The organism is Halomonas sp. HMF6819, assembly GCF_044335525.1.
Taxonomy (GTDB): domain Bacteria; phylum Pseudomonadota; class Gammaproteobacteria; order Pseudomonadales; family Halomonadaceae; genus Vreelandella.
The window spans coordinates 111,734-130,496 of record NZ_JBIQVY010000005.1; the positions used below are offsets into that span (position 1 = coordinate 111,734).

Below are 18,763 nucleotides of genomic sequence, written 5' to 3' on the forward strand. Positions count from 1 at the left end.
TCAGGCCTCTTTCTCGATCATGGTGAGGTTGTCACGCAGGATAGGGCCATACTCGTACTTGCCGGGACACGCGTAAGTGCAAAGCGCGAGGTCTTCCTCGTCGAGCTCCAGGCACCCAAGGTCCATGGCAGATTCGATGTCACCCACGATCAGCGACCGCAGAAGCTGGGTCGGCATCACGTCCAACGGCATAACCCGCTCGTAGTTGCCCACCGGCACCATCGCCCGCTCGGAGCCATTGGTGGAGGTGGTCGGCGCGAAGTTGTTGAGCCCCTTGAACTTGGACAGATAAATGCCCATGACCGAGTGGCGGTTCGTGCCGGGCGAAAGCCATCCCATGAAGGTACGCTTGTTACCCTCTTCGAGTAGACTCACCTGATTGTGAAAGCGGCCGAGATAGGTCAGCTTGCCTTCGGCGGCAAAGCCCGAGAAGACGGAGCCGGAAATGATCCGCGTGCCGTGCGGCTCGATTACCTCGCCTTCGAAAAGCTCGTCAAGGTTCGCGCCGATGCGCGTACGAACCAGACGCGGCTTTTCAGAGCGCGGGCCGCCTACGGCGACGATCCGGCTAACATCGAGCTTGCCTTCAGAAAACAGCTTGCCGAAAGCGATCACGTCCTGATAGCCGATGTGCCACACGCTCTTATGCAGCGCGACCGGCGACAGGTAGTGAATGTGCGTGCCGACCAGCCCCGCCGGGTGCGGACCCTTGAAGCTTTCGGTCTTAACACCGTCGATATCGCCACCGGGAATGGAGGCGTTTTCACCCGTGCACAGAAAAACGTTGCCCTCGGTCAGGCGGGTTAGCACCTTGAGGCCGTCTTCGAATGCCTGGGTATTTTCGTTGATGATGACACCGGGGTCAGCGCTGAGCGGATGGGTATCCACCGCGGTGACGAAGATGTCGGAAGGGATCGCATCGAGCGCCGGGGTGCGCGAGAAGGGTCGCGTACGCAGCGCCGTCCAAAGCCCCGTTTCGACCAGTTGGTCGACGACCAGCTGGCGGTCGAGAGTGGCCAGTGAATCGCGCTCGTGAGAAGCGAAGGTCATCGCTTCTTCGGTTTCGTCGATCTTGATGACCACAGAGAGTAAACGTCTTTTTTCGCCACGGTTAATGGCTACCACTTCACCGCCGGCCGGAGCGGTAAAGCGCACCCCTTCCGTTTTCTTGTCGGTGAACAGTAGCTGGCCCAGTTTGACCTTATCCCCTTCCTGAACTTCCATGGTTGGCTTCATGCCAACGTAGTCAGTACCCAGGATGGCCACATGGCGCACTGGCTGCGCATCGTCGATACGCTGCTCAGGCGCTCCCGTGATGGGAAGATCCAGGCCTTTTTTGACTTCGATCATAGTCTCGCCCAGTTGATGGATCGGATATACGAAGGTAAGGGGTTCGAATGCTTCTTTTCTGCATAGAGATTTTTTGTTGGCTGTGCAGATTGTTACCAGTCAGGCCCAAGCAAGCTTGAACCACCCCGAAAAATCTACCGTATTATAAAGATAAGCGCGGCCAATGACCACATCCACCACTGTCGCCTAAAGTGCTATATACATATACATTCAGGTTTATTTACGCATAAAAAAACGCCACCGTAAGGTGGCGTTTTAGTCGTTGAGCGTTGCGAGTGCGCTAGTGGCGCGGCAGTTTCAAAAACTCGACGTTGGACATGTGCTGCAGAATGCGGATCACCTGGCAGCTGTAGCCGAACTCGTTGTCGTACCACATGTAAACCACCGCGTGGTTGCCGTTTGCGATGGTTGCCTTGGCATCGACGATACCTGCATGGCGATTACCCACGAAATCCGACGACACCACCTCTGCCGAGTCGACGAAGTCGATCTGCTTTTGGAAGTTGGAATCGATCGACATGCGGCGCAGGTAGTCGTTGAGCGAGGCGGCGTCGGTTCCCTTCTCGAGCGTCAGGTTCAAAATCGCCATGGAGACGTTGGGCGTGGGCACGCGAATGGCGTTGCCGGTGAGCTTACCTTCGAGCTCCGGCAGCGCCTTGGCAACCGCCTTGGCCGCACCGGTTTCGGTCAGCACCATGTTGAGCGCGGCGCTGCGCCCGCGGCGATCGCCCTTGTGGTAGTTGTCGATCAGGTTCTGATCGTTGGTGTAGGCGTGCACGGTTTCGACGTGGCCGGTCTTGACCCCGTACTCGTCGTTGAGCACCTTGAGCACCGGCACGATGGCGTTGGTGGTGCAGGAGGCCGCTGAAACGATGCGATCATCGGCACCAATGGACGTGTGGTTAATGCCGTAGACGATGTTCTTGATGTCGCCCTTACCCGGCGCGGTGAGAAGCGCTTTCGCTGCGCCCTTGCACTCCAGGTGCTGGCCAAGGCCCGCTTCGTCGCGCCAGATGCCGGTGTTATCGACCACCACCGCGTTATCGATCCCGTAAGCGGTGTAATCGACCTCCGCCGGTGAGTCGGCGTAGATCACCTGCACCACGTTGCCATTAACGGTCAAGGTGCGCGCCTCGACGTCCACCGAGATCGAGCCCTCGAAGGGGCCGTGGACCGAGTCGCGGCGCAGAAGGCTCGCGCGCTTTTCGAGATCCTTGCCGATATCACCACGACCGCGCACCACGATCGCACGCAGGCGCAAGAGGTTTCCCCCACCAGCCTTCTCTACCAAAACACGGGCCAACAGCCGACCGATACGGCCAAAACCGTAGAGCACGACGTCCTTGGGCTCGCCAATGCTCGCGCCCGGCTGGTAGCCATCGACGATCTCTTCGAGCTCGCGGGTCAAAAAGGCGTTCAAATCGCCGCCGCCCTGGTGCTTGAAGCTGACCGCGAGCTTGCCGATATCGACGTGGGCTGGCCCCAGATTCATCGCCGCCATCGCTTCGACGATCGGGAAGGTATCCTGAACCGACAGCTCAGTGCCTTCGATTTTACGTACGAAGCGGTGATCCTTGAGAATCCGGATGACCGATTTCTTGATCAGCGAGCGCCCGAACATGGTCGCGACAACGTTGTTCTGACGATACAGCTTCCCGACTAGCGGAATCATCTGCTCGGCAAGCGCTTCGTCGCTTTGCCACTGTTGAAAAACGTTCTCGAGCGTTGACTGACTCACGGGCGGCCTCTTTACGTATTTGATCGGGTAAGGTAATCGACGTGTATTATCCGGGGCTTACGGTGAGGCCGCAATCAAAGGATGGTCGCACGCCGTGTAGGGGTATTACACAAACGCCCATTTGACTACAAACTCAAAACGCGCTTGCCGCAGCGCGATACCGACTGCGAGCGCCTCGTTCCGGGCAGCTCAACCTGTCATGGCCTATGGTGTATGATGCTCAAATTGCCCGGACACGACGTTTAGTCGATCAGCCGTCACGCGATAGCCATCCATCGACACGCATTCAAGTGATCGATGCTCGAACGACAGACGTTCATACGACCGTTATTCACACGCTAGACATTCACACGACAGTTATTTACACGACAGATACTCAGACTATGCCCTCTTTTTCCCTGCTCGACCCACCCAGCCCTCAAGGGGTACGGGATACGCTCTATCTAACGGCGCCACCGGGCAGTGCAACGGCGCTGGCACTGGCGCGAATCGCGGGCGACGGTCCGCTTTTAGTCATCACGCCAAGCACCGCCAGTGCCCAGCGACTGGAACAGGATCTGGCTTTTTACAGTCAGGTGCCGGTATTGCCGTTTCCGGACTGGGAGACGCTGCCTTACGACAGTTTTTCCCCACACCAGGATATCGTCTCGGCGCGACTTAGAACGCTCAAGCTGCTTCAGGAAGGCGTCAAGGGGATCGTACTGGTCCCCATCAACACGCTGATGCAGCGCCTGGCGCCGGTCGACTACATCGCCGGGCGCGTCATGACGCTCAAAACCGGCGCGACGCTTTCGCGCGAAAGCTTTCGCGAGTTGCTCACGCGGGCCGGATATCGGGCGGTGGAAACCGTGTATGAGCCCGGCGAGTACGCCATGCGCGGCGCGCTGATCGATTTGTTCCCCATGGGGGTTGATGAGCCGATCCGCATCGATCTGTTCGACGACGAGATCGATACGCTGCGCCATTTCGATCCGGGCAACCAGCGCTCCACGGAAAAGGTCGAGGCGATCGAGCTTCTGCCCGCCCACGAGTATTCGCTGAGTCGCAGCGCCATCGCCTGCTTTCGTGAGCAGTTCGAAACCCTGTTCGACGTCGACCCGCGCCAGTGCCCACTCTATAACGACGCGCTCAAGGCGATCCCCTCCCCCGGGCTCGAGCACTACCTGCCGCTATTTTTCGACGAAACCGCCTCGCTTTTCGAGCACGTCACGCCGGACACACGGGTCGCGCTGTTGCCGGACGTGTTCGAGGCCGCCGAGCAGCACTGGCGCGCGATCGAGTCGCGCTATGAGAACCTGGGGGTCGATCCGACCCGCCCGCTGGTGCCGCCAAAGCGCGCGTTCATACCGGTCAACGACCTGTTTGCCCACATCAAGGAGCGCCCCCGGCTGGAGCTCCTTCACGACGACACCACCCAGCGCCACGCCCACGCGCCAGAGGCCCAGTTACTGCCCGCCCTCGCTCTCAACGCGCGAGCGCAGGAGCCGCTCGAAGCGCTTTCCAGCTTTTTGACCCATAACCCGGAGACCCGCGTGCTGTTCGTCGCCGAATCGCGGGGGCGGCGCGAGGCGCTCGAGGAGCTTTTAGCGCCGCTGCGCCTGGGGCTCGACGAGGTGGAAGGCTTCGATGCGTTCATGGCCGGTCAAAAGCGCGCCGCCATCACCGAAAGCCAGGTATCGAGTGGGCTATGGCTTACCGACCCGAACGTGGCGGTCGTCACCGAAACCGAGCTTTTCGGCGACGTGGTGCGCCAGACCCGGCGTCAGGAGAAGGCCACCGACGACAACGAGCTGGCGGTACGCCACCTTTCCGAGCTCAAGGAAGGCGCACCGGTGGTTCACCAGGCCCACGGGGTCGGGCGTTACCTGGGGCTCGAGGCGCTGGAGGCCGGCGGCCAGGCCAACGAATTTCTGGCACTGGAGTACGAGGGCGGTGCCAAACTCTACGTGCCAGTAGACAGCCTTCACTTGATCTCGCGCTATAACGGCGCCGATGACGAAAACGCCCCGCTCAACAGGCTCGGCTCGGACCAGTGGGAAAAAGCCCGGCGCAAGGCCGCCGAAAAGATTCGCGACACTGCCGCGGAACTTCTCGACATCTACGCCCGGCGCGAGGCCCAGCAGGGCACGGTGTACGACACGCCGGACGCCGAGTACGGCCGCTTTGCCGCCAGCTTCCCGTTCGAGGAGACACCGGATCAGAAGGCCGCGATCGAGGCGGTGATCGGTGACATGATTTCGCCCCAGCCGATGGATCGCGTGGTGTGTGGCGACGTCGGCTTTGGCAAGACCGAAGTAGCGATGCGCGCGGCTTTTCTGGCGGTGCAGTCCGGCCGCCAGGTGGTCGTGCTGGTGCCCACCACCCTGCTCGCCCGCCAGCACTTCGAGAACTTTCGCGATCGCTTCGCCGACACCGCCGTCAACATCAGCCTGATTTCGCGCTTCACCGGCAGCAAGGAGATCACCAAAACCCTCGAGAACATCAAGGAGGGCCAAGCGGACATCGTCATCGGCACCCATAAGCTACTCTCCAAAAGCGTCGAGCTGCCCAAAATGGGGCTGTTGATCATCGATGAGGAGCACCGCTTCGGGGTCGCTCAGAAAGAGAAACTCAAGACCCTGCGCGCCGAGATCGACATTCTCACGCTCACCGCCACGCCGATTCCGCGCACGTTGAACATGGCGATGAGCGGCATTCGCGATCTTTCGATCATCGCCACGCCCCCGGCGCGGCGCCTGTCGGTCAAGACCTTCGTTCAGCAGCGTAACGAAAGCCTGATCAAGGAGGCGCTGCTGCGCGAAATCCTGCGCGGCGGCCAGGTCTACTTCCTGCACAACGAAGTCAAGACCATCGAAAATACCGCCGAGCAGCTTCGCGAGCTCGTACCCGAGGCGCGCGTCGGCGTGGCCCACGGCCAGCTACCGGAGCGAAGCCTAGAGCGGGTGATGTCGGATTTTTATCACCGCCGCTTCAACGTGCTGGTCTGCTCGACGATCATCGAAACCGGCATCGACGTACCGAGTGCCAATACCATCCTGATCGAGCGGGCAGACAAATTTGGTTTGGCTCAGCTTCACCAGCTTCGAGGGCGCGTCGGGCGTAGCCACCATCAGGCCTACGCCTATCTTCTGACCCCGCCGCCCAAGTCGATGACCCGTGACGCGGTCAAGCGCCTTGAGGCCATCAGCGCCTCGATCGATCTGGGGGCGGGCTTTCAACTCGCCAGCCACGACATGGAGATTCGCGGCGCCGGCGAGCTTCTGGGCGACGAGCAGAGCGGTCAGATGGAGACCATCGGCTACTCGCTCTACATGGAAATGCTCGATCGCGCGGTCAAGGCGATTCGCGCCGGCAAAACGCCCAATATCGAGGCACCGTTCAACACCGGCGTCGAAATCGGGCTCAACCTACCGGCGCTGATTCCCAGCGACTATATTCATGATGTGCAGCAGCGGCTGGTGATGTATAAGCGCATCGCCAATACGCAAAGCGATGCCGAGCTCAAGGAGCTTCAGGTCGAGTTGATCGACCGTTTCGGCCTGCTGCCGCAGCCGCTCAAGAACCTGATGCGTCAGACCCGGCTACGCCATCGGGCTGAGGCGCTGGGCATTGCGCGCATCGAGGCTGGGGAAAGCCGTGGGCGGGTTCTGTTCAGCGCCGACACCCAGGTCGACCCGCTCACCCTTGTGAAGCTCATTCAAACCTCACCGGCGCACTACCGGCTGGACGGCTCGGACACCCTGAAGTTCGAATTTGCCATGGAAAAACCCGAGCAGCGCTTCGAGGCCGTCGAAAATCTGTTGGGTCTTCTCAACCAAAAAGTAGCGACGACGTGAACCTTGATGCAAACTTGACCTTAAGCCGACAACATAAGCGGATAGGCTCGAATCAGGCCGCCCCGCGGCGGTGAATCAACTCATTAGGAACGACCATGAAAACACGACGCACCCTTAACCTTTGGGGGCCAACCAGCCTGGCCGTACTGCTGGCCGCAACCCTGGGCGCCCCGGTCTATGCGCAAGAGGTGGCCGAACAGCCGCCCCAAGTGGCCACTCCGGGTCTGGACGCCGATGCGCTTGCCAGCGCCGAGCAGGTCAGCGCGCAGCGCGAGCTGCCCCGCGGCCACTTTCGTCTGCCGGAAGAAGGCGACATCGTCGGCCAGTACTACACCGTCACGGTAGAAGATCCGGAAGAGACCCTGCTCGATATCGCCAGGCGCCATAACATCGGCTACGAAGAGATTCGCATGGCGAATCCGGACGTAAGCCTTTGGGTACCCGGTGAAGGCACCGAAGTGATCATTCCCGCTCAGTACATTCTGCCGCCGGCCGAGCGCAAGGGCATCGTGGTGAACCTCTCCGAGCTTCGCCTCTACTACTACCCGGAAAATAGCCCGGGCATCGTCGAAACCTATCCGGTGAGCGTGGGCCGTGAAGAGTTCGCGACCCCGGTCGGCATGACCCAGACCACGGTCAAGGTAAAGGATCCGGCCTGGGCCCCGCCCTCCTCCATGCGCCGTGAAGCGGCCGAGCGCGGCGAGCCGGCACCAGAGATCGTGCCCGCCGGCCCGAACAATCCGCTGGGCCGCCACGCGATCCTGTTGGGCATGCCAAGCTACTTGATCCACGGCACCAACCGCCCGGACGGAGTCGGCATGCGCGTCAGCCGCGGCTGTATCCGCATGTACCCGGAAGACATCGAGTCGCTTTACGAGCGCGTCCCCAGCGGTACCCAAGTCAACCTGATGGACGCGCCGTTCAAGGCCGGCTGGGGCGCCGACGGCACGCTCTACGTGCAGTCCTACCCGCAGCTCGAGGAGAACGTAGGCGACTTCGAACCGCTTTTGAACGCCATCGAGCGCGTCGAGTCGCTGACCGATGAGGATCTCGAGATCGACTACGAACAGGTCAGGCATGCGGTCGAGTCCCCGAACGGCCGTTTCGTCGCTCTTTACGGCCCCCAGGCACCGGCACCAGCGCCCGAGTCTCCCGCTGAAAAGGCGCCATCCGAGCGTCAGGGTCTATTCCAGGACATCGAGCTGAGTGCCACCGCGGAGTCTGACAGCGACGCATAACTCAACAGGCACTGAAAAAGGGCGGCCCTAACAGGGATCGCCCTTTTTTGATGGCCTATCAATCACGGACTGGCACTTTTTTATGCCAACACGCGTTGCGCCAACGCCAGGCATTAAAAAACCCCGCACGAAGCGGGGTTTTTCACAGCTAACGCAGACCGCTGAGCCGTTTGTCGCTCAGTGGTCCATGCAGAATTACTTCTGCATGGAGCGCTGGAACTGACGGCTCATTTCTTCACGGCCTTGCTCAGACATCTGCAGAGCGGCTTGCGCGTCGCGCTGAGCCTGGTTTGCAGTGTTCAGAGCCTGAGAAGCCATGCTGCGAGCTTCTGCAGCGTCAGCCTGTGCAGATTCAGCAGTCATGCGAACTTCTTCCAGCGCGCTGGTAGAGGCACAACCAGCCAGAACGGCCAGAGAAGCAGCGGCAGCAGTCATTTTCAGAGCAGTCTTCAGAGTCATAATGTTCTCCTTGAGTCTTCCTTGGGTACTACGTTGAAGGTCTGACAAAACGTAAGGCTAGAAGCTAGCTTAAGATTTGTCTACCTGCGGTAAAGGTTCTTTCCAGTGACCGACTCGATGATCCAGACACGAATGCCTTGGGTCACGTTGTCGAAGTCAAACGCTGTTTTATATTAGTCCACAACGCTTGTCTATAGCCGCTGGCCAAAACCTCGAACTTCCTTATGGATCACCATCATACTAGCGGATCACGACGCGAGTGCCAACATCGACAAGCGATGCGATGCGATCGATCTGCTGATTGTTGACAGCGATGCAGCCCTGGGTCCAGTGATAGCGCCCATGAATCTGTGGATCGGAGGTGCCAATACCGTGAATACCGATCGCCCCGCCCAGCGCGGTGTTTTGCGGCGGATAGCCGTGGCGACGGTATTCGTCGAAGTAGGCCTCGTAGTCGGCCTGGGTATAGACGCCCGTCTCCAGCGCCATACGCGCATGGGCTGGCGTGGGGTAGTCGATACCGATAAAAATGCGCCACTTGCTCTGATTATTGAAACGGTAGATGCGAAATTCGCCCAGGGGGGTGGTGCTATCACCGCGCACCCGGTGGGTACGCGCCCCGCCGGTTCCGCGGGAAATCGGCGAGAAGTGCTCGATTCTGTCGCTACCGCGAAATATGCTCAGCGAGGAGGTTTGATCGTCGATCAGCACCCAAAGCTCGCTGCTGTGACGCGGCGCCGCCGCGCGGCTGATGAGCGTGCCAACGAGATCACTCGGTGCCTGTGTTACAGGTGCAATGACGTTGGCGCTGGCCACGGCCGGGAAGCCCATGGCGAGTGCTAGAAAGCGGCGGCGGTTTACGGGCATCGATCAACTCTCGGTACGGGCCGGGGCGACCGGCCAGCGGGTAGGGATTGGCTGACACGTTTATACCCCATTGCCTTAGTGCATGTCAGCGCCCAGGCGAACATCAAATATCCTCGAACTCGCGCATGCTGGTCACGATTTTGCGAAGCTCGGCTTCGTGCCCTTCGGCCAGGGCGTTGAAAAACGCCGCTTCCTCTTCGATTTTCGCGCACTCGGCGCGGTGGGCGTAAAGCGCGCGCAGGTTCTCCTGAGCCTCGGAGGCGGTCTCAATCACACCATCGATCGAGTCGGCCACGCTGCGCTGGGTAATCGCCTCCAGCCTGGGCGGCTGGGGGAAATCGCCGGTTTCGTCGAACCACAGCTCCATCACTTCGCTGTGATCGGCGCCGTCGTGAAACAGCGCCTCCAGCCCACTTCGCATCTTCACTTCGCGAGTGGCCAGATAGGTCAGCGCCATCGACAGCCGCTCGTTGTCGGTGCGATCGGCACCGTCGCTGTAGCGCTTGGCCATGCGGGCATGGTAGTCCGCGGCCCACGTAATCAAATCCTTGACCTGGTTGTAGCGTGTATCCATGAGCTCTCCTTGTGAACAGCGCGGGCAGTGATCACTGCCCGCTCGACACTTTTTTTTAAGCGCTTACTCTAGAGCATTTGGCGCCGGCCGGGTTCCCGAGCAAACGGATGAATCACCACTCGTGGCTGGTTTCGCGCAGCGCCGCCATCTCTTTTTTGGCCGCCTGAACGCTTTGATAAAGAGAGGAGGTAAACGACGCTTCGCTGGCAAGCGCGATCATCGACGGGTTGTTGATTGGCCGCGTGGCCACGCCTTCATCGCCGTGAAGCTTCAAAAGCGCGCCGACCAGCCAGCCAAGCCAGCTCTCGGGCTGGCCGGCCAGATCACGCAGGCGAATCAGCTCGGCAAGCTCGGGGCCGTCGGCCGCCAACAGCGTCTGCCAGCGGCGCGTATCCAGGCGCGCGTGCTCGGTCACCTCGGCAAGAAAGCTCTCTAGCGCCAGCTCAAAAAGCGCGAGCGCACCCTCCTCGATCGCCATCTGGCGCGTCAGGGCGTGCTCATCGTCCTGAACCGGCGTTTCGATCAAAAGCTCCGCCTGATAAAGCAGCTGGTTGGTGCGGGACCGGGCACTCACTTACGCTTGTCCTCAACGTGCCACTTGCCACCTTCGAACGTGGCCTTCCAACCCGTCGCCTTGCCCTCTTCATCGGTCATCACGTACTGCTCTCTGTTCTTGCGCGAGTAGCGGATCTGCGCTGGACGGCCATCCGGGTCTTCGCTAGGCGCCTTGAGGATGAAGTGGTACTTCTCCGGCAGTTCATCCTTATGCGCCTTGAGCTCCTTGACCAGCGGCGGGCGCGTTTCGCGATTCTTGGGAAACTTGCTGGCGGCCAGAAACAGCCCGCTCGCTCCATCGCGCAGCACGTAGTGATCCTCGACCTTTTGGCAGGCGAGCTCCGGCATCGGGATCGGGTCCATCTTCGGCGGCGCTACTTCGCCGCTTCTCAACAGTTTGCGCGTGTTTTTACATTCGCTGTTGGTACAGCCGAAGTACTTGCCGAAACGGCCGGACTTTAGCTGCATTTCGGAGCCGCACTTGTCGCACTCGATGACCGGACCTTCGTAGCCCTTGATTTTGAATTTGCCGTGCTCGACTTCGAAGCCGGTGCAGTCCGGGCTCTGACCGCAAATGTGCAGCTTGCGCGTTTCGTCGATCAGGTAGCTATCCATGGCCGTGCCGCACTTGCCGCAGCGGCGCTTGGCGCGAAGCGCGTCGGTTTCCGCCTCCTCATTGGCGTCGTCGGCGACCGCTTCGTCACCCGGGATCAAATCGATAGTGGTCTTGCAGCGCTCCTTGGGCGGCAGGTTGTAGCCGCTGCAGCCAAGAAACACGCCGGTCGAGGCGGTGCGAATCTGCATGTCGCGTCCACAGGCCGGGCACTCGATGTCCGTGGGCACCGGCTGGTTGGGGCGCATGCCCTCCTCGCTTTCGGCCCGGCCAAGCTCCTCACGAAATTCGCCGTAGAAGCTGTCGAGGAGCGCTTGCCAGTTGCGCTCGCCTTCGGCCACTTCGTCGAGACTATCCTCCATGCGCGCAGTGAAGGAGTAGTCCATCAAATCCGGGAACGACTCTTTCAAGCGCTCGGTGACGATATCGCCAAGCTTTTCGGCGTAGAAGCGCCGGCTTTCGAGTTTGACGTAGCCGCGGTCCTGAATGGTCGAGATGATCGCCGCGTAGGTCGAGGGCCGGCCGATGCCCTGTTTCTCGAGCTCCTTTACCAGGCTCGCCTCGGTATAGCGTGCCGGCGGCTTGGTGAAGTGCTGCTGCGGATCGAGCGCCTCCAACGTCATCGGCGTATCGACGGGCAGATCCGGCAGGCTTTGATCCTCGTTCTTACCCGCAGGCTTGATGACCCGGGTATAGCCATCGAACTTCAGCACTCGGCCCTTTGCGCGCAGGTCATAACCATCGACCTCTACGCTCAGCGTGCTCGACAGATACTCCGCTGGCACCATTTGGCAGGCGACGAACTGACGCCAGATCAGCTCGTAAAGGCGCTCGGCGTCGCGCTCCATGCCGGAAAGATCGCTGGCCTTGCGCTCCACGCTCGACGGACGAATCGCTTCGTGGGCCTCCTGGGCGCTCTCCTTGCTCGAGTAGCGGTTGGGGTTTTCCGGCAGGTAGCGCTTGCCGAATTCGCTTTGGATATAGTCCCGCGCGCTCTCGACCGCGTCTTTTGAGAGGTTGGTGGAGTCGGTACGCATGTAAGTGATGTAGCCCGCCTCATACAAGCGTTGGGCCATGGTCATGGTCTTTTTGACCGAGAAACCGAGCCGGCCGCTGGCCGCCTGCTGCAGCGTCGAGGTGATGAATGGCGCGCCGGGTTTGGAGCTGGTCGGCTTGTCTTCGCGATTGGTGATCGAAAGCGAGGCGCTTTTTAACGCCTCAACACGCGAATACGTCTCATCGCGTGAGGTCGGGCGAAACGCCTGGCCGTCCTGACGGGCGAGCGCGAAGCGTACCGGCACGCCATCCGGCGACACCAGGTCGGCGTGCACGTCCCAAAACTCTTCGGGAATGAAGGCGCGGATATCGCGCTCGCGCTCGACGATCAAACGCACCGCCACCGACTGCACACGCCCGGCGGAAAGTCCACGGGCGATCTTAGCCCACAAAAGCGGCGAGAGCATGAAGCCGACCACGCGGTCAAGAAAACGCCGCGCCTGCTGGGCCTCGACGCGCGGAATGTTGAGCACCCCTGGCGACTTGAACGCGTCCTGAATGGCGTTTTTGGTGATTTCGTTGAATACCACGCGCTTGTAGCGCGCGTCGTCGCCGCCGATGGTTTCGCGCAGGTGCCAGGCAATCGCCTCCCCTTCGCGATCCAAATCCGTTGCGAGATAGACGGCGTCGGCCTTTTCCGCAAGCTTTTTGAGCTCGGCGACGACCTTCTCTTTACCGGGCAGAATTTCGTAGTGGGCTTCCCAACCGTTGGCCGGGTCGATACCCATGCGCCGAATCAGCTGATCCTGCGCTTTCTGCTTTTTATACGCCGCCTTTTCATCCGGCGAGAGCTTGCGGGTCGCCGCGGCCTGGCGCGCGCGCTCCTTGGGGTCGACGGCGGTCTTGCCCGAGCCGCTGGTCGGTAGGTCACGAATATGACCCACGCTCGACTTAACGATAAAATCGTTGCCGAGATACTTATTGATCGTCTTCGCCTTGGCGGGCGACTCGACGATGACCAGTGACTTACCCATAGTGCTCCACTTCCTGTTGCCTAAGCTTTTAAGAGCGCTCTTGGCGCTACGCCCAAGACCCGCTCTAAATACGTGCCGCGCTGAAAACGTTTAGAAACGTCAGGCGGCCTGAAAAATGCGCCTACCCTACCCCAGCCCTTTCCCAAGCGCCAGTGGCGCCATACTTCAGGCGCCCTTTACTAAATAGGGGTCTAAACCCGCGTTTGCAAATTTTCGTTTAAAAAAGCCGAGCGCCTTTAAATCCTGAACGCCCTGGCCGCGCTCCCCCGGAGGGAATAAAAAAGCCCCCGGCCAGGCCGGGGGCGTTGGAGCGAACGTCACTCTAAAAACGCTACACCGTTAGCGCCGGGTACGCGGCTTGGCGCGCGAGGTGCTTGTGCGCTTGGCGCCGCCGGGTTTGGCTTTGCTCGTCTTGGCCGGCGCTCCGCCAGCGTCACTCGAGGGTTTGGCGGAAGCGTCCGGCGCCTCAGCTGTTTGAGCGGCGGTTTCTGCTGGTGAAGACTGCTCGTCGGCTTTGCTCGACAAGCCAGCACTCGTTGAGGCCGACTGCTCGTCGGCACTTTTGGCGGATTCGTCAGCGGCCGACGTTTTCTCCGCACTCTCAGCGCTTGCGCTCAAGGCATCATCGTCGGCGTCGGCTGTCGCTTTTTTGGCCGGCGCCTCGGAGGCCGGCGTCGACGCCTCCACGGCTTTTTCCGGACTTCGCGCGCGATCGAAAAGCGTCTTGATCTGCTCGAAACGCTCGGCGCCGCGCTCGCTAAGCTCACCGCTGGCGCCGAACACCTGACTCAGGTGCTGCACGTGCTCGTCGAGCGCGGCGTTGTCCTCGCCTTCGAGCAGCATCGGCAGCGACTCGAGCGCTTTTTCGCGGTCGAGCTTCAAAATGAAGAACTGCTCGCGCACCAGCCGCTTGAACTCCTCGAGCGTCGTTTGGGTTTCAAGCTCGGCACGCGAGGCGCGAAGGCGCTTGAAATTGCGCTCGTCGGTGGCGGGCGCCCCGCCCAGCACGTAGATGATCGAACGAATGATCGCCTCGAGCGGCCCGCCCTGGCTGATTTTTTCGCGCAGCGCCTCCTTGCGCTGCTCGATGAAGCGCAGGTGCTCCGGCTCCGCACCCGGACGGCGGCGATGTACGTGGGCATCGCCATACAGGCCCACCGCCGCCTGAAGCTGTGGCTGACCGTAAATCGACAGGAACATCTTCTCGGTGGCGCTGTCGCGAACGTCGCGGAAGGTATTGAGGCTATCGACGATCTGATCCGACACGAAGGATTCGAACGTTTTGAACAGATTGTCGTCGCTTACCTCAACACGGTTTTCACGCACGGCCTGGGCCATGGTGGGTAAAAATACGGTCAACGGGTTGCGATCCGACATCAGCCGATAACCCAAGCGGATCGGATGCATCCGACGCATAAATCGCGCCGACTCCGGCGTGACCATTGCCTGAATCAGCGGCTGCAGGTAGAGGCGATAAAAGCCCAAATTGATTTCCGAGACGCGCGCGACGGTGGCGAAGCGCCGATCGTCTTCAGCAACGTGGTGAACCTCTTCGTCGAGCTCTTCGAAATCTCGCGGGGTAAATTCGAGCAGGTAATCGCGCTCGATCAGGTCGGCGTCCTTGCGCTCGCTGGCATGCGTTATCGTGGTTTCATAAAGCCCCGGCGGCATGACATCGATGTAATCCATGTTCGCCGTGAATTCCGAGTGCTCCTTGCGCGAGACGCTGCCGGAAACGAAGATGCCCAAGTGGCCGGTGGTATCGTGCATGCAGTAGATGATGGTCTGTTCGTTGGCGACGATATCGTCTTCGCCTTCGTAGAGATCGCGAATCCAGCCCAGCGCCTGGGGCGGCGGGGTAATGTCGTCGCCGCGAGAGCAGAACACCACGACCGGCGAGCGCAGGTTGCGAAGATCGATACGCCGCCCGTCACGGCTCACCAGCTGCGCGGTGGAGAGGCGGTTACCCACGAACAGATTATCGACGATATACTGGATTTCATCGCCGCCGAGAATGACGTGCCCGCCCCACCAGCGCTCGAACTCGAGATAGCGGCTGGATTCGGTATCGACGTTGGCGTACAGATGATACTGCTTCTTCCAGTAGGTGTTGGCCGGGTTCAAACGCTCGAAGTTTTGCACCAGCCAGGCACCATCGAACTGGCCGTTGCCCAAGTCGCTCGTCAGCGCCGTAACCCAACTGCCGCCAGCCATACCGCCGGTGTAGCGCATCGGCGCCTTGCCGCGCTCGCCGGCCCAGTAGGAAAGCGGCGCGCCGGCGATCAAAATAGGGCCGAACACGTCCGGCTCCAGCGCCGCCGCCATCATCAGCTGCCACCCCGCCTGGCAGTTACCCACCACCATCGGCTTTTCGGTGATCTCCGGGTGAAGCGAGATAACGTGGCGCAGGAATTCGACTTCCGCCTCGACCACGTCCTCGACGGTCTGGCCAAGCTCCGGATAGGGTAAAAAGCCGATGAAGTAGCACGGATGGCCCGCTTTGAGCGCCACACCCAGTTCGCTGTCGGGTTTGAAGCCGCCAATGCCCGGGCCGTGGCCGGCGCGCGGGTCGACCACCACGAAGGGCCGCTTTTTAGGGTCGACCTGCGTGCCTTCCGGTGGAAGCACACGCAGAAGCTCGTAGTTGGTGGGATACGCCAGGGTACGGCCGTCCATCACCACTTCGGTCTTGAATCCCAGCACGTTGGGTTTGGTCTGCTCCATGTGCTCGAGATACTGGTTGCCGCGCACGCGCATGACGTCCCAGTAAAGAATGCTGCGCTCGACGCTGTCGCGCCAGTAGCTCGCGGCGGCGCGACCAAAACCGAACGGGTCCATCATACTGGCCAGTGCCTGCTGGCCGGGTAAGGCCTCGCCGCTTTTTTGATCCGGAAGCCCGGGGAGCCAGCGGCCCGACAGTAAGGGATTAGCGAGAAAATTCATGGTTTCTCCTGATGGATTGGTGCCAGAGGCGCATCCATGCAACACGCCCTCATGCTGCAATGCAATATAGTCTAGCCCAAAGCATTCAAAGCGTCGATAACGCCGGGACGCGGGTGCCTTTTCGGTGATAGCATTTCTCCGCACTTGGCCCGCCGTTTGCCGACCCGCTTGCCGCGGCCTGTTAATGATCGAGGATTGCATGACCCCGACCGGCCTGCTCAATCGTCTGACCTTTCGCCAACTCCAGGTGTTTCAGGCGGTCTATCAAAAGCGCTCCTACTCCCGCGCCGCCGAACAGCTCGGCCTGACGCAGCCGGCGGTGAGCGCCCAAATTCGCCAGCTCGAACACGCCCTAAAAGCGCCGCTTTTCAACTATGCGGGCAAAACACTCTACGCGCTGCCCGCCGCGGACACGCTGGCGATTTCTACCCGGGAAATCATCGGCCAGCTGGCCAGGCTTTCGATGAACCTGTCGGATCTCGATGGACGCATCAAGGGCGAGCTCAACCTCGCTGCCGTTTCGTCGGCCCAGTACGTGGTGCCCTACCTGCTGGCGCGCTTTCGCGCCCAGTACCCGGATATCAACGTGCGCTTGAAGGTGTGCAATCGAAGCCAGGCGCTCGAACGTCTGGCCGAGCAGCGCGACGATCTGGTGATCATGGCGATGGTGCCGCAAAACGACGCGCTCTCGGTGACCCCGCTGTTGGAAAACGAGCTGATTCCAGTGGTATGGCCGGATCACCCGCTATTGACCATGGCCTCGCCTACCCTTGCCGACTTTGCGCGCCACTACATCCTGATGCGAGAGCCCGGCTCCGGCGTGCGCAACGCCTTCGAGCAGCTTGCAGCCGACCAGGAAGTCGGCCTTGCCCACCGAATCGAGCTTGGCTCCAACGAGGCCATCAAACAGGGCGTCATGGCGCACCTGGGCGTGGCGGTGCTTCCGCGACTGGCGGTCAAGCTCGAGCTTGAGCACCACCTGCTGGCGAGCCCGCAGCTTCCCGCTTTTCCAATTCGTCGGGCCTGGTGCGCGGTCCACCGGCGCGATCAGTTTCTGACCCCGGTTGCGGAGCTTTTTTTGCGCTTCACTAAAGAGCACCTCGACGAATACCGCTGCTATTTTCAGGCCCGCGTCACCCCGCTGCCGGGCCACGCGGTGTCGTGCCTGCCCGTTGAAAGCCCCCCGTGATCGGCGCCGTCGCTGTTTTGACCCTCGCCAAATATGTTACATTAGCGCTACTACCTACGTCGTATCGCGCCAATTCGGCCGACGGCGTAGAGACCGCACTTTAAGGAGTGTCTTTCAAAAAGCGCCGGGTGGCTCAGAGCCGGTTGATCGACCTGTCGTTTGCGCTTTTCAAACCCGCTCCTTGATTTAGCCCGTTGCACAGTAGAGAGGCGCTTTTTATGAGCAACACCCCCACACAGCGTGTGTCCAGCGGCCAAAAGTATCGTAACGAGCACGGCACCTCCGCCATCAAGGATGGCATGAAGGTTCGGCGCGAAGAGCCTCAGTCGCCATCGCTCGAACGCAAGCCCAAGTGGCTGCGTGCCCAGATTCCCGGCGGCGAGCGTTTCGAGGCGGTGAAAAAGAACGTCTCCACCCACCGTTTGAGCACGGTGTGCGCCGAATCTCACTGCCCCAACATGGGCGAATGCTGGAGCAACGGAACCGCCACTATCATGCTGATGGGTTCGGTGTGCACTCGCGCGTGCCGCTTCTGCGCTGTGGATACCGGCAACCCACACGGATGGCTCGATCATGAAGAGCCCGAGAACACTGCCAAGTCCGTCGAGCTGATGGCGCTACGCTACATCGTGCTGACGTCTGTCGACCGGGACGATCTGAACGACGGCGGCGCCGCTCACTACTCAAGCTGCATTCAGGCCATCAAGGCACGCACTCCGGAAGTAGTGGTAGAGGCGCTGACGCCGGACTTCGACGGCCGGCTCGATGCCATCGAGCGCGTGGTCGATTCAGGGCTCGAGGTCTTTGCCCAGAACGTTGAAACCGTGGAGCGGTTGACCTCTCGCGTGCGCGACCCGCGCGCCGGCTACCGCAAGACGCTAGACGTGTTGGCGCATGCCAAAAAGCACCGCCCGGACGTGATCACAAAAACGAGCCTGATGCTGGGCCTTGGCGAAACCGACGAAGAGATTCTGCAGACCTTCGATGACCTGCGCGAGATCGGTGTCGATATCGTCACGCTCGGTCAGTACCTGCGCCCGACGAAGAACCACCTGCCGGTGGAGCGCTGGGTAACCCCGGAAGAGTTCGACCGCTACCGCGTGCTGGGTCTGGAAAAAGGCTTCATGGAAGTTCCCTCCGGGCCGCTAGTACGCTCGAGCTACCGCGCCGATAAGGTGTTTGAAAAGAATAACCTGGGCCTCGCCGCCCCTGCCGCCGTACCGGGCCAGCAGGAGGATGAAAACCGCATTCCGGCGCTCAACGTCGGCTAATACGGCTTTCAAGCGCCCACCAAAAAAGCGCCTGTCCCTTGCGGGGCAGGCGCTTTTTTATGTGACGAAGTTTAATACGACATCGTTTTACATGGCATCG

12 protein-coding genes are annotated in these 18,763 nt (G+C 60.7%); 4 read left to right on the forward strand and 8 right to left on the reverse strand.

The window, feature by feature from the left end; translation table 11 throughout:
- Together ACGLWX_RS14765 and ACGLWX_RS14770 are read right to left on the reverse strand one after the other, a co-directional pair.
- Positions 1 to 1,350 (reverse strand): Na(+)-translocating NADH-quinone reductase subunit A, encoded by a 1,350-nt coding sequence (locus ACGLWX_RS14765; protein ID WP_396240793.1) that lies wholly within the window; start codon positions 1,348 to 1,350, stop codon positions 1 to 3.
- Between the two features lie 280 nt (positions 1,351 to 1,630).
- Complete coding sequence (locus ACGLWX_RS14770; protein ID WP_396240795.1) at positions 1,631 to 3,088, reverse strand: glyceraldehyde-3-phosphate dehydrogenase; 1,458 nt, start codon at positions 3,086 to 3,088, stop codon at positions 1,631 to 1,633.
- 383 nt (positions 3,089 to 3,471) lie between these two features.
- On the opposite strand from ACGLWX_RS14770, the gene mfd reads away from it, so the two are divergent.
- Positions 3,472 to 6,924 carry a transcription-repair coupling factor gene (gene mfd / locus ACGLWX_RS14775; protein ID WP_396240797.1) on the forward strand — a complete coding sequence of 1,151 codons (3,453 nt, stop codon included), beginning with the start codon at positions 3,472 to 3,474 and terminating at the stop codon, positions 6,922 to 6,924.
- Between the two features lie 95 nt (positions 6,925 to 7,019).
- Positions 7,020 to 8,162 carry a L,D-transpeptidase family protein gene (locus ACGLWX_RS14780; protein ID WP_396240799.1) on the forward strand — a complete coding sequence of 381 codons (1,143 nt, stop codon included), beginning with the start codon at positions 7,020 to 7,022 and terminating at the stop codon, positions 8,160 to 8,162.
- Between the two features lie 195 nt (positions 8,163 to 8,357).
- Here the strand turns inward: ACGLWX_RS14780 and ACGLWX_RS14785 are convergent, their stop codons facing one another.
- The 6 genes from ACGLWX_RS14785 to ACGLWX_RS14810 all read right to left on the reverse strand — a co-directional run bounded on the left by ACGLWX_RS14785 (position 8,358) and on the right by ACGLWX_RS14810 (position 16,203).
- Positions 8,358 to 8,621 carry an Lpp/OprI family alanine-zipper lipoprotein gene (locus tag ACGLWX_RS14785; RefSeq protein WP_252109286.1) on the reverse strand — a complete coding sequence of 88 codons (264 nt, stop codon included), beginning with the start codon at positions 8,619 to 8,621 and terminating at the stop codon, positions 8,358 to 8,360.
- Between the two features lie 240 nt (positions 8,622 to 8,861).
- Positions 8,862 to 9,488: a L,D-transpeptidase family protein gene (locus tag ACGLWX_RS14790; RefSeq protein WP_396240801.1), complete on the reverse strand. Its 627-nt coding sequence runs from the start codon at positions 9,486 to 9,488 to the stop codon at positions 8,862 to 8,864.
- Between the two features lie 103 nt (positions 9,489 to 9,591).
- Positions 9,592 to 10,062 carry a 2-hydroxyacyl-CoA dehydratase gene (locus ACGLWX_RS14795; protein WP_252109288.1) on the reverse strand — a complete coding sequence of 157 codons (471 nt, stop codon included), beginning with the start codon at positions 10,060 to 10,062 and terminating at the stop codon, positions 9,592 to 9,594.
- A gap of 112 nt (positions 10,063 to 10,174) precedes the next feature.
- On the reverse strand, positions 10,175 to 10,636 hold the full coding sequence (locus ACGLWX_RS14800) for a DUF6586 family protein (RefSeq protein WP_396240803.1): 462 nt from the start codon (positions 10,634 to 10,636) through the stop codon (positions 10,175 to 10,177).
- Complete coding sequence (gene topA, locus ACGLWX_RS14805) at positions 10,633 to 13,260, reverse strand: type I DNA topoisomerase (RefSeq protein WP_396240805.1); 2,628 nt, start codon at positions 13,258 to 13,260, stop codon at positions 10,633 to 10,635. Before topA ends, ACGLWX_RS14800 begins: the two co-directional genes overlap by 4 nt.
- 339 nt (positions 13,261 to 13,599) lie before the next feature.
- Positions 13,600 to 16,203 carry a DUF3141 domain-containing protein gene (locus ACGLWX_RS14810; RefSeq protein WP_396240807.1) on the reverse strand — a complete coding sequence of 868 codons (2,604 nt, stop codon included), beginning with the start codon at positions 16,201 to 16,203 and terminating at the stop codon, positions 13,600 to 13,602.
- A 199-nt stretch (positions 16,204 to 16,402) separates the two neighbouring features.
- Between ACGLWX_RS14810 and ACGLWX_RS14815 the strand changes: the two genes are divergently transcribed.
- Both ACGLWX_RS14815 and lipA read left to right on the forward strand, forming a co-directional pair.
- Positions 16,403 to 17,392, forward strand: coding sequence for a LysR family transcriptional regulator (locus ACGLWX_RS14815; RefSeq protein ID WP_396240809.1), 990 nt, complete (start codon positions 16,403 to 16,405; stop codon positions 17,390 to 17,392).
- A 218-nt stretch (positions 17,393 to 17,610) separates the two neighbouring features.
- Positions 17,611 to 18,663, forward strand: coding sequence for a lipoyl synthase (gene lipA, locus ACGLWX_RS14820; RefSeq protein ID WP_396240811.1), 1,053 nt, complete (start codon positions 17,611 to 17,613; stop codon positions 18,661 to 18,663).
- Positions 18,664 to 18,763 lie beyond the last annotated feature (100 nt).